Below are 12,431 nucleotides of genomic sequence, written 5' to 3'. Positions count from 1 at the left end.
TAATAATAAAAAAAGGATTGCAATTGCAATCCTTTTTTTATTATTAATTATTAAATGATCAAGAAGCTGTTTGCAATTGCATTTCTTCTCCTCCTATTTCTTCTCCATCTGGACGTTGTTGTCTATTCTTTTCTCTTTCATTTGTATTCTTGAAACGATAAGTAAAAGACAAGTTAAGAGAACGTTTCATCCATCTCATGTTTTCGTAATTTGTGTAATCAGATCCATAAGTTGTCGTTTCTCTCTTTCTTGAATTGAATACATCACGAATATTTAAAGACAATGTTGCTTGTTTTTTGAACAAATCTTTTGATAATGAAAAATCCATCGATAAATTGTCTTCAACTTTTTGTTGAGCTGTTTTTATACTTCCTGAATAATTTCCAGCTACTTGAATTTTGAAATCTGCTGGTAACGTAAAGTTAGATGATAATCTACCACGAGAGCTAAATCCATCTCCTGAAAAATCTTGAGAATAAATTTCTTTCGTTTCTTTTCCTGTTGTAGGATCTTTTTCTACAATAGATTCTTCGTAATAACCAGTTCTATTATATCCAAATAAATTTACATTAAGCATCAAATTCCACCATTTTGCTGGTTTATAAGTTGCGGTTAAATCTAAACCATAACGATCTTCATTACCCATATTAACTGGTTTTGTAATAAAAACGTTATCTCCTTTATCATTTACACTTTTACGTTGAAATTGATTAATCATATCTGTTGTTCTTTGGTAAAATAAACTTGGTGTTACCATTAATTTACCTACTGAAGTGATATAAGACAATTCGAACGAATTTGTATATGTTGGATTAAGATCTGGATTACCATTTCTTATGTTTCTGTCATCTGTTGCAGAAAAGAAAGGCATTAACATGAATCCCATTGGACGACGAATACGACGAGAATAACTTAATTGCATCTCGTTTTTATCTGTAAATTTATAGTTCAATGTTAATGTTGGAAATAAATCTGTGTATTTTTTAGAGATGTTTTTATTTGTTGTATAATTCGTGATTTTCATATCTGAACTCTCCAAACGTAAACCTGCAAAATATTGGAATTTCTCTCCAATTGCATTTCCATATTGTGCATAAGCCGCAAATACATTTTGTTGATTATCTACATTTGCAAAGAATCTAGCATCTTCTTCATAATCTCCATTTGGTTTTAAGAAAAATGTTTTATTATTCGTTTTTGTATCGCTAAAATCTGCACGAGCACCTAATTCAAATTTTCCTTTTTCTCCAATTGGACGAACATAATCTGCTGTTAAAATCACATTTTTCTGATCTTCTAAATTATCAGTAATACGATTTGTAATATTATCTTTGTAGATTCCTGTTTTTTTATCAAGATCTTTTGTTAATCCATTTACAAGCCCATCTTCGTCTTCTTTTTGAGATGAAAAACGTCCCGTAAAAACAAATTCATGACCTTTTTTATCAAACTCGTGTTTATAATTAAAATCTAAATCAAAGTTATTTTCAATTTCTTTTTCATTTTGACGATTATATTCATGTTTTAAGAAATTCATCGTATTATCAAAATAATTGTAATCAACTACAGAGTTATTATTTCCATTATTGTAACGATAACCAGCTGATAATCCTAAGGTATTTTTATCATCTAAATAATATTCTCCACCTAAACGAATGTTATAATTTCTACGAATTCTGTCCATCTCACGATTTGTCGATCTAAACTCGTTCGCAATTTTCGTTTTTTCATCAAAACTTGTCATAAAAGCAGAACCTTCTCCTTCACGATCAGCATATCTTGATCCCAATGTTGTGTAAATATTATATTTTTTAGTTTTGTAGTTTAAGTTAACATTTCCACCAACCGTTTTTGGAAGTCCTCCATTCAACGTTACAGAACCATTAAAACCAGTATTAGATCCTTTTTTTAATACAATATTAATAATCCCTGCAGACCCCGAAGCTTCGTAACGAGCCGAAGGGTTTGTGACCAATTCTATACGTTCTACATTTTCGGCTGGAATATTTTTTAAAGCTTCAGAAACATCAGAAACACCTAACATTCCTGAAGGTTTTCCATCAATTAAGAATTTGACATTATCATTTCCTCTCAACGAAACATTTCCTTCTGCATCAACTTGCACAGATGGAACGTTTGCCAAAGCATCTGACAATGATTGTCCTTGCGACATAGGATCATTGGCCATGTCGTAAACTTTTTTATCTAGCTCTACTTTATATATTGGTTTTTCTGCTTTTACAACCGCTGCATCTAAAGAAACTGTTTCTGTTCCTTTTACGACGAATGTACCAAGATCAAGCGCTTCATTTAATTCTATATTTTTTTCAATCGCATCGTAACCCATTGGTTCTATTACCAAAATATAGTTACCTGCTTTTGCTTCTATTACAAAATTTCCTTTAGCGTCAGTTGCTCCTTCTGCAACAACACCTTCCTCAGTACTCTCTAAGGAAATGGTTGTATATTCCACCGGCTTGTTGTCATTTGACAAAACCTTTCCTTTAATTTTTAAGAGATCTTGTGCATTCAATGCAGCACAGATACAAATAAAAATCAGAGCAAATAAATTTCTTAACCTCATCTGTTTAATTTTTCTTTTTAGTAGTTCTAAATTTTACAATTTATTAGACAACCTTTATCTGAAAAGGTTTAATTCTAAATAAAAATATTTAAAGAATATGTCGAGTACTCTTCTTTTTCGTTACAAGCTATAACAATTTATTGTATTCGTTAGTTTTAAAAATTTAACAAAATACATTTTAAACCTTTTTATTTTTTTTGAGTCTTATGTCTAAAATAAATCATTAAAAAGTTTAAATTATGAAGACAGCATTTTATAAATACTTAGGTTTAGGGGTAATCGCTTTTACTTTAACTACTGCCTCTGCACAAGATCAGCACCATGTATCGAGAGAGCAAAAATTACAACAACTAAAGAAAGATTTAAACTTGACAGATGCTCAAGTGATTAAAATTAAACAAATAGAAGATAGTTACAAAGATGAAAAACTTGAATTGAAACGAAAAATGAAAGAAGTTCGTGAAAAAGAGTTTAATGAAATCAATAGTGTTTTTACACCTGAACAAAAGGCAACATTGAAAGAATTGCATGCCAAAAAACATAAAAATAGAAAAGGAGCTAATTAATAGCTCTTTTTTTAGTTTTTGATAATTATTATAATTAATACGTTTATCTATCTGTTGTATAAAATATAATTGTTTTAGCACAGAATTTCTTAAATATCTTTACATACATTCTACAGCCATTATATTGCCATTATATTGCCTTTATCCTGCCTTTATGTAGGGAATATCTAGCAAGAATTTATAAATGGAAAAAGATTTTTTATTTTCTACACTACTAAAAATCTGTGAAGCTTTAGATATTAGCCTTAGAGAATTAATAGATTGAATACTTCTTAAAAAAGTAGTAGAAAGGATAAAATATTTTTTATTATTAAATCCTTATTTACGAAACTAAAGCTATATTAGTTTGATAAAAATATATTATAAGGCATTTTAAAAAGACGACACTAAAGACAATGATAAATCAAGTATTAAAAGGACTTGTTGACTTAATTTATGGGACTGGACGAATAAGACGAAAGTTTGAGTATAACAATCCAAACGAAAAAATTTTAGCGGCAGACGCAAGTAAAAGTATAATGACAACTTCAAATCAAGACATACAACATGGATTTGATTGGGTGACTTCTCAACGTGCAGTTGTTCTGTTGACGGACAATAAAATTGTTTGTGGTAAATGGACTATTCCACTTGAAACAATTTCAACAGCTAAATTATTAAAAATTAACTCTTTGTTTGGAAGTGGACAAGTTTTAAAAGTTCAGACAACTGATGATAAAAACTATCAATTTGGAATGCAATTAAACCCTGAATGGACAAATCAACAGCGACTTCCTTTGACACTTGAAAAAGGACAGGTAAAACATTCCGCTTTTAGTATTATAGTTAGACTACTTGTAGTTGGATATTTGATTTATAGGCTGTATGAACGATTCATTGCTAACTAAATAAAATAATGCGGATTGACACAACATTGACAATAGAAAGAAAAACGTCCATAACATCGGTAACTGTTGCACAACTCTAATTTTAGTTTTAAAAACACAAAATAGTATAATGACAACCTCTTTAATACTTCGGCTAGCTCAGCAACCGTTTTAAGGAGGTTTCTTATTTTACACAATAAGGTATATATTTTATTATGTCATCTATATTTTTCAGAGACAAAATATTCAATTTCTTCGGAATTTGTTCGAGAAAACGTATGTTTTGTCGAACAACGGTCGAAGGATTGTCGAAGAAGATACATCAAAAAAATATATTTTAGTTGGTCTGTTATTTTTTGCGTTAAACGATATAATTTGAGAGAATTTTATAAAATAAAGGCAAACAACCGTTTGTCTTTTGATTTATTGTGAATATTGGTATAACAAAAACAATACTTCTGATACCCTATCCTAGTATACTTATTAATTTTTCAGTTAAATATTTTTTACCCAAATTTTTGACTAATTTAAAAAGAATTGAACTTAAAAAATATCAAACAAAAAAAGGAGCTATTCAATAGCTCCTTTTTTTGTTTGATATAAGATTTATTTTAATATGCTTTTGCATATAAAACTCTATATTTTGCAGGTTTTCCAGAGAAAACATCCACTCCTTCTGTTGGTGTTTCGAATGCTAAAGGAATACAACGAATCGTTGCTTTAGTTTCATTCTTCACCGCTTCTTCTGTTTCTTCTGTTCCGTCCCATAAAGCAGAAACAAATCCTCCTTTATTTTCAATTACATTTTTGAATTCTTCAAAATCAGAAACCTCAGTAATATGTTCATCACGATAATTTAAAGCACGCTGGAATAAGTTTGTTTGAATATCTTCTAACAATTTTTCAACCTCTGTTGAAACATTATCCAATGTAATAAATTGTTTTTCTAATGTATCACGGCGAGCAACTTCTACATGGCCTTTTTCTAAATCTTTTGGTCCAATTGCAATTCTAACAGGAACACCTTTCAATTCATATTCAGCAAATTTCCATCCTGGTTTTGTTTTATCATCGTCATCAAATTTGATTGAAATTCCTTTCGCTTTCAATTCAGACGAGAATTTATCTACAACTTGACGAATTTCTTCTAATTGTTCTTCTGTTTTATAAATTGGCACAACAACAACTTGAATTGGTGCTAATTTTGGAGGTAAAACTAATCCTAAATCATCAGAATGTGTCATAATTAATGCTCCCATCAAACGAGTAGAAACACCCCAAGAAGTAGCCCAAACATATTCTTGTTTACCTTCTTTACTAGCAAATTTCACATCAAAAGCTTTTGCGAAGTTTTGCCCTAAAAAGTGAGAAGTTCCCGCTTGTAAAGCTTTACCATCTTGCATCAAGGCTTCAATTGTGTACGTATCATCTGCTCCCGCAAAACGCTCAGAATCTGACTTTCTTCCTTTCACAACTGGAATTGCCATATAATTTTCTACTACATCTGCATATACTTCCTGCATTTGTTGTGCTTCTGCAATCGCTTCTTCTTTTGTTTCGTGTGCTGTATGCCCTTCTTGCCACAAAAATTCTGCAGTTCTTAAAAACAAACGCGTACGCATTTCCCAACGAACTACATTTGCCCATTGATTGATTAAAATTGGTAAATCACGATAAGATTGAATCCAATTTTTGTATGTACTCCAAATAATTGCTTCAGAAGTTGGACGAACAATTAGTTCTTCCTCTAATTTTGCTTCTGGATCTACAATTAATTTTCCTTTATTATCTGGATCATTTTTCAAACGATAATGTGTAACTACTGCACATTCTTTTGCAAAACCTTCTGCATTTTTTTCTTCGGCTTCGAATAAACTTTTAGGAACAAATAAGGGGAAATAAGCATTTTGATGACCTGTTTCTTTGAATTTTTTGTCTAATTCTGCTTGCAGTTTTTCCCAAATAGCATATCCGTATGGTTTAATTACCATACAGCCTCTAACCTTTGAATTTTCAGCTAAATTCGCTTTTACAACAAGCTCATTGTACCACTTAGAATAATCCTCAGCACGAGTTGTTAATTTTGCCATAATCTTTTATATTTGTTGATAAGTTTCGTATCTTTACTTGGCATAAATATTGCCTTATGTTTATGCAAATTTAATTATTACAAACGATGTAAATTTATAATTATGAACAAAGTTTATAAAATTTCTAATAAAATTTCTGCAACTACTCTAATAATGGTAGCTGCTTTAGGAATTTCATCTTGTTCGACTTATCAACCAAGCGGTTACGAAAGCGACGGAGTTTATTATAATCCGAAAACAGATAAAACATATCAACAAGCTCAACCACAATATGATAATGAGCAAAATGAACAAGATAATGCTGGTGAAATTAAAATAGGAAGTCCTTACTTCGATGCAGAAGGTAATGGGGCGGAACAATTTTACTACCAAGACGACATAGATACTACTCAAAATAATTCGACTGAAAACACTTCAACCAAAGTTAAAATTAATGGATATGGTTTAGGAGGTTACAATTATTTTGGAAACAATGACTATACACTTACTTATAACGGGTCTAGTAATTCTAGCTGGGGACGTAATGAAGGTGTAGAAATTAACATTTGGAACAACTATCCTTGGTATAACTATGGATGGTCAGGTTTTTACAATCCATATCAATGGGGATTTTACAATCCTTGGTATAGCGGATGGTATGGAAACGGGTTCGGTATGTCTTTCGGATGGGGTTGGAACAACCCTTGGAACAATGGTTACTATGGATGGGGTTGGAATAGACCTTTTTATGCAGGATATTATGGAAGCTATTATGGTTGGAACAATTGGTACGGATACCCAGGTTACTATAATGGATTTTATGGATATAATCGACCAAGAGGTATTTATACACAGCCTGGCTACAGAAATGGAGGTCGTTTGAATAATACAATTAATTCTACACGTCCTATAGGAAGCTTAAATAGTAGAAATAGTCAAGGTTCTGCAGGTATAAGACCTAGTCGTAATATTAATAGTGTAAATCGTGAGGTTAGACCTTCAGATCGTAACCAAATCAATGGTACTCGTCCTACTCGTGAAATAAGACCTACTGTTGATAGAGGACAACTAAACACGCGTCCAACTCGTGAAGTAAGACCAAGTGTTGACCAAAGTCAAATAAATGGAACCCGTTCTACTAGAGAAGTAAGACCTTCTATTGATCGAGGACAAATAAACACACGTCCTACCCGTGAAGTGAGACCAAGTGTTGACCAAAGTCAAATCAATGGTACTCGTCCAACTAGAGAAGTAAGACCCACTATTGATCGAGGACAAATAAACACACGTCCAACTCGTGAAGTGAGACCTACTCAACCTCAACAACCAAGTTATAACACTAGACCAACAAGAGAAACACAACAATACCAACAACCTAACAGAAGTTATGACAGAGGAAGTATGAATAATTCTCGTCCTACCTATTCTACACCTTCTCCAAGTAGAGGAAGCAGTATGAGTAGCGGAAGTATGGGAGGAGGTTCTCGTGGAGGAAGCATGGGAAGCGGTGGTTCTCGCGGAGGAAGAAGATAATAGATTGATCTAGATTATATACATAATGAAAAAAATATTATTAAGCCTTTGTACCTTAGTTGGTACATTGGCTTTTGCACAACAAAATAAAGGGTACGAAACTCAATATTCAACAAATGCTATAAATTTATACTCGCAAGATATTAACAGTGGAAACGCTAAATATATTGGTGTTGGAGGAGCTGTTGGTGCATTAGGAAGTGATATAAACTCTGTAGAACAAAACCCTGCTGGATTGGGAGTAGCAATAAATTCTGATGTACAAGTAACTGCTGGTGTATCTAGTTTTAAGAACACAACAACTTTTGGTACAAAGTTAAAAGAATCTGATAGTAATTTTGATTTTCAACAATTTGGTGGAACATTCGTTTTTGCAAATGATGCTTCTAAATGGAATCGTTTCACAGTTGGTTTAGCTTATCTTAATCAACGTTTAGATAATTATTCATCAATCGGAACAAATGAAAATATAAATTTTAATAATCCTAACGGAACTTTCGGTGGATATTTAAAAGATATTGACGGATATAAATCTAAATTCTCTGTTAACTTAGGTACAAGTTATGATGATAAAGTCTATTTTGGTCTTGGATTAAATTTCCATGAAACCAATTATTCTGCATATGAACAATATGCTGAACGTAACAATGATAATGGCTATACATATGTTTACAATGCAGATGGTGCTCCTTATAATGAAAATGGGCAAGGATTCTCTTTCTCTTTAGGAACAATCTACAAAATTAACCATAATGTACGTTTAGGAGCTGCTTATCATTCTCCTGTATGGTATAATATAGATAAAGATTTTTACTCAGCAAACTTCATCAATAATGGAACTTCTGTAGAATCTTATTACATGTATTCAACTAGCTATGATATGACCCGTGGTGGACGATTAGTAGGAAGTTTAGGTTTTGTGGTAGGTAAAAATTTATCCGTTGGAGCAGATTATACTTATCACATGAACAATGACACTAAATTAAAACCAACTCGATATTTAAGCGAAGACAATAACTTCATCAATGATTTTGTTAAAAATTCTAGCGAAATTAGAATTGGTTCTGAATACCGTATCGATCGTTTCAAAGTAAGAGCAGGTTATAATTATATCACATCTCCTTATAAAGATTTTTCGATGGATATTACGAACGAAAACAATGATGTAACAAATGCAGCTGTTTTATCAAAAGCATTTCAAGGAGACATTAATCGTGTAAGTTTTGGTTTAGGATATGATTTTGGTGGATTCTATATTGATGCAGCTTATCAATACCAAACTCAAAAGTATAAACAATTAATCGGTGGTACAGATTATATCGATCCAGATTATGACAACAAACTAAATAAACATTACTTTGTTACTTTACCAGAAACTTATGCTCCAAAAGTTAAATTAGACAATAATTTATTTTTATTGACATTAGGTTGGCAATTCTAATAAAGCATATGATACAAAAAAATCGGATGAAATTCATCCGATTTTTTTATTATTAAAACTAAATTATATTAAACAAAAACTATTAATTTATTCGTTTAATAGAAGACATTCCAGAAGAACTCACTTTTGTTTGTAAACCATTTTCGTCTACATAACGAACAGAACTTGCTCCAGAACTATCAGCCGTCAAACTATTCACTGCCCAAACTGTTGTAGAACTTGCACCAGAACAATCAACAACTACATTCGCCGCTTTCAATTCTTTTCCAACAAATGAAGAAGCTCCCGAAACCGAAATATTCAAATCTTGTACATTTCCAGAAATCTTCATACTTGATGCACCTGAATTATCTACCGTAATAGAATTCGACACCACATCTAATTTCAGATTACTTGCTCCAGATAAATCAACAGCCATTTTTTCTACTTTCTGCGTAGGCAAAACAGTTACACTTGTAGCTCCTGAAAGATCAAAAGAACGTAATTTTTGATGCGGGAATTTTATTTTAATAGAAGTGTTTTTCAAGTTTACTGTTCCATTAATTTTCATCACCAACACTCCATTTTTCACTTCAGTTGTAATTCTATTCATTATATTATCTGGCGCTTCAACAGATATTTCACCATTATAGCTTCCATCCGAAACCGTCACACTAATCGCACTACTTACACTAATTCCTTCAAAAGAAGATATCTTACGTGTTTCTGTAACCGTATTATTACTCGCTTCTACTCGATCTAAATAATTAGAAGCTGGTGATTTAGAATTCAAATCAACCGAACAACTCGCAAATCCTAACGAACTGAATATTAAAATTGGAAGAAAAATGTATTTCATATTGATGTCTTTTATTAAATAGACGTATTAACTTCTAAAAAGTTACAAAAAATATTCACTTTATTTATCATTATAAATCAATCCGTCATAAATATTTAGTAATTTCGCTTACTATGAAAATCATCAGTTACAATGTAAATGGAATTCGCGCTGCGATGACAAAAGGTTTGGTTGAATGGTTAGAAGCTGCACAACCAGATATTCTTTGTATTCAGGAAACTAAAGCAATGCAAGAACAAGTGGACACAAAGCCTTTCGAAGATTTGGGTTACCACATTTATTGGCATGCAGCTGAGAAAAAAGGATACAGCGGAGTTGCTATTTTCTCGAAGATAAAACCAAATCATGTACAAATAGGTACTGGAATAGATTATATTGACAGAGAAGGTCGCGTTTTAAGACTTGATTTTGATAATGTTTCTGTAATTAGTTTATATTTACCAAGTGGAACAAATATCGATCGCTTAGACTTTAAATTACAATTTTGTGAAGATTTCAAAGATTATATCAAAGAACTTAAAATCACACATCCAAACATTGTAATTTGTGGTGATTATAATATTTGTCACGAAGCAATTGATATTCACGATCCTGTTCGTAATGCAAAAGTTTCTGGTTTTCTTCCTGTCGAAAGAGAATGGATGACTGCTTTTCTTGATGAATGTAATATGATTGATTCTTTTCGTTATTTTGTAAAAGAACCTCATCATTATTCATGGTGGTCTTACCGTGCAAATGCGCGTAACAATAACAAGGGTTGGAGAATTGATTACAATATGGTAAGTAATACATTAGAAAAAAACATGACAAGAGCAACGATTTTACCAGATGCAAAACACTCGGATCATTGCCCTGTTTTATTAGAATTAGACGTTTAAGATTATATAAATGAAAAAAATTGTACTTTGTTGTTTCACTCTTTTTGCAGTTGCAAGTTGCGTTCCTCAGAAACAACACCAAGAATTGGAAGCTAACTATTACAAAGCTTTAGACGAACAATCGAATACATCTAAAGATTTGACATTAGCAAATTTGAAAATCGAAACACTTGAAAAAGATTTAGCTAAAGCAAAAAGCGAATTATACATCAAAGATACAGCTTTGTCGAATGCGCAATCTATGATTAGAATCGCTCAAAAAGAACACGATACTAATTTGCAAGAATTATATTCTGCATTGAATAGTTCTGGAGAAAAATCGAAACTTTTCTACACGCAATTGAATGAAAAAGAAAAACAAGTTGCAGATTTGACACAGAAAGTAAAAGATTTGGATGCGAGAATTGATCAAAAAGACACTGAAATATTCAATCTAAAAAGACAAATCTTAACACAAGAGATTAATCAAAAAGTTTCGGAAGCTACAGCGACTCCTCCTAAAGCAACAACTCCAGCAAAAACTGGAAAAAAATAATTAACAAAAGTCTTGCATCAAAATGTAAGACTTTTTTTATTCTCTAAATCGAAGTAACTTTGCAGGAACTAAAAAGTTTTAATGAAAGTTATTTGCGAAACAAAAAGTTTGGTCTTACGAGAGTTTTTTGAGATTGATTCATTCGAGTTATTTCAATTAAATTCTGACAAAGAATTGATGAAAATCGTCAACGAAAAACCGTATAAATCTGAGGACGAAGCAAGGTTTTTCATCGAAAATATGGAAAAACATTACCAAGAATTTGGTTTTGGTCTTTGGGGAGTTCACGAGAAAAAAAGTGGAAGATTTGTTGGTTGGGGCGGTTTACGTCAAACGAAATATGGTGCAGTTATCAACATTCGTTTAAAACGCAAATTTCAAAATAAAGGTTACGGAACAGAAGTTATAAACGCGATTGTTGATTATGCTAAAAATGAATTGAAATTGGATAAAATTGCTGCAAAAGCAAATGCAAATCAACCTGAAACATTGAAACTTTTAGAAAAAAGCAAGCTTCAACAATCAGAAGAAAATGAATTAATTTTTAAATTACAATAAAAAACCTTGAGAAAATATCTCAAGGTTTTTTGTTATTTCTTTTTAGGAGGAAATTTTTGTAATAATTTCGTTACACCTTTCTGAATATTCGCTGCTCGAACTTCTGGAGAAGCTTTCAATGGCATTTGAATTTTCAACGTTCCTTCCCAAACCAATCTTCCTGCATTTGTCATTGAGATGGTATAATTTTGATTTAATTTTTGAGACATAATCGGAATTCCGACAGAAACGCCACCTCCAAAACCATAACCGCCCGTTCCCATTCCAATTCCAACATTAGAATTTTGTTGTTTCGAAACATATTCTTCTGGCTTTACATGAACTGTTAAAATTCCATCATTCGATTTCTGAAAACCTCTGTATAACATACCTTTTTCTATCGATGAATATAATCTGGAAGAATCTAAATCATTTAAACCTAAATTTCCTGTTTGTGTGAACGCATAAGTTCTGTTTGTTTCAAAATCAAAATCACGGTCATAATCAACCGCTACATTTTGTGTAGTACATGAAACAATTGTTAAAAACAATACGCTTAGTAATGCTATTTTTTTCATTATATT

Annotated in this window: 11 protein-coding genes; 7 read left to right on the top strand and 4 right to left on the bottom strand. The window is 31.7% G+C overall.

Features of this window, described 5'->3' with window-relative positions:
• Positions 1 to 58: 58 nt before the first annotated feature.
• Complete coding sequence (locus ACMHJW_RS05015) at positions 59 to 2,584, bottom strand: TonB-dependent receptor domain-containing protein (RefSeq protein ID WP_413532331.1); 2,526 nt, start codon at positions 2,582 to 2,584, stop codon at positions 59 to 61.
• Between the two features lie 239 nt (positions 2,585 to 2,823).
• Here ACMHJW_RS05015 and ACMHJW_RS05010 point away from each other — a divergent pair, with 239 nt between their 5' ends.
• Positions 2,824 to 3,150, top strand: coding sequence for a Spy/CpxP family protein refolding chaperone (locus tag ACMHJW_RS05010; RefSeq protein WP_413532330.1), 327 nt, complete (start codon positions 2,824 to 2,826; stop codon positions 3,148 to 3,150).
• Positions 3,151 to 3,545: 395 nt separating this feature from the next.
• Positions 3,546 to 4,037 (top strand): hypothetical protein, encoded by a 492-nt coding sequence (locus ACMHJW_RS05005; protein ID WP_413532329.1) that lies wholly within the window; start codon positions 3,546 to 3,548, stop codon positions 4,035 to 4,037.
• A gap of 590 nt (positions 4,038 to 4,627) precedes the next feature.
• On the opposite strand, the gene proS is transcribed toward ACMHJW_RS05005, so the two are convergent.
• Positions 4,628 to 6,106 (bottom strand): proline--tRNA ligase, encoded by a 1,479-nt coding sequence (proS, locus tag ACMHJW_RS05000; RefSeq protein WP_413532328.1) that lies wholly within the window; start codon positions 6,104 to 6,106, stop codon positions 4,628 to 4,630.
• Between the two features lie 102 nt (positions 6,107 to 6,208).
• Between proS and ACMHJW_RS04995 the strand changes: the two genes are divergently transcribed.
• Entirely contained in the window at positions 6,209 to 7,618 is a 1,410-nt protein-coding gene (locus ACMHJW_RS04995) for a hypothetical protein (protein ID WP_413532327.1), read from the top strand.
• Between the two features lie 25 nt (positions 7,619 to 7,643).
• Positions 7,644 to 9,059, top strand: coding sequence for an OmpP1/FadL family transporter (locus tag ACMHJW_RS04990; RefSeq protein WP_413532326.1), 1,416 nt, complete (start codon positions 7,644 to 7,646; stop codon positions 9,057 to 9,059).
• A gap of 82 nt (positions 9,060 to 9,141) precedes the next feature.
• Here the strand turns inward: ACMHJW_RS04990 and ACMHJW_RS04985 are convergent, their stop codons facing one another.
• Entirely contained in the window at positions 9,142 to 9,897 is a 756-nt protein-coding gene (locus ACMHJW_RS04985; RefSeq protein ID WP_413532325.1) for a head GIN domain-containing protein, read from the bottom strand.
• Positions 9,898 to 10,010: 113 nt separating this feature from the next.
• On the opposite strand from ACMHJW_RS04985, the gene ACMHJW_RS04980 reads away from it, so the two are divergent.
• From ACMHJW_RS04980 to ACMHJW_RS04970, 3 genes are all read left to right on the top strand, one after another.
• Positions 10,011 to 10,775, top strand: a complete 765-nt coding sequence (locus ACMHJW_RS04980) for an exodeoxyribonuclease III (RefSeq protein WP_413532324.1) — start codon at positions 10,011 to 10,013, stop codon at positions 10,773 to 10,775.
• A 10-nt stretch (positions 10,776 to 10,785) separates the two neighbouring features.
• On the top strand, positions 10,786 to 11,310 hold the full coding sequence (locus tag ACMHJW_RS04975) for a hypothetical protein (RefSeq protein WP_413532323.1): 525 nt from the start codon (positions 10,786 to 10,788) through the stop codon (positions 11,308 to 11,310).
• Between the two features lie 81 nt (positions 11,311 to 11,391).
• Positions 11,392 to 11,868, top strand: coding sequence for a GNAT family N-acetyltransferase (locus tag ACMHJW_RS04970; RefSeq protein WP_413532322.1), 477 nt, complete (start codon positions 11,392 to 11,394; stop codon positions 11,866 to 11,868).
• Between the two features lie 32 nt (positions 11,869 to 11,900).
• Here ACMHJW_RS04970 and ACMHJW_RS04965 read toward each other — a convergent pair whose 3' ends face one another.
• Positions 11,901 to 12,425 (bottom strand): DUF4136 domain-containing protein, encoded by a 525-nt coding sequence (locus tag ACMHJW_RS04965; protein WP_413532321.1) that lies wholly within the window; start codon positions 12,423 to 12,425, stop codon positions 11,901 to 11,903.
• Positions 12,426 to 12,431 lie beyond the last annotated feature (6 nt).

This window comes from Empedobacter brevis (assembly GCF_965118635.1).
Taxonomy (GTDB): Bacteria; Bacteroidota; Bacteroidia; order Flavobacteriales; family Weeksellaceae; genus Empedobacter; species Empedobacter brevis_A.
The sequence above is the reverse complement of the archived record's forward strand: the minus strand, read 5'-3'. Positions and strand labels throughout refer to the sequence as shown.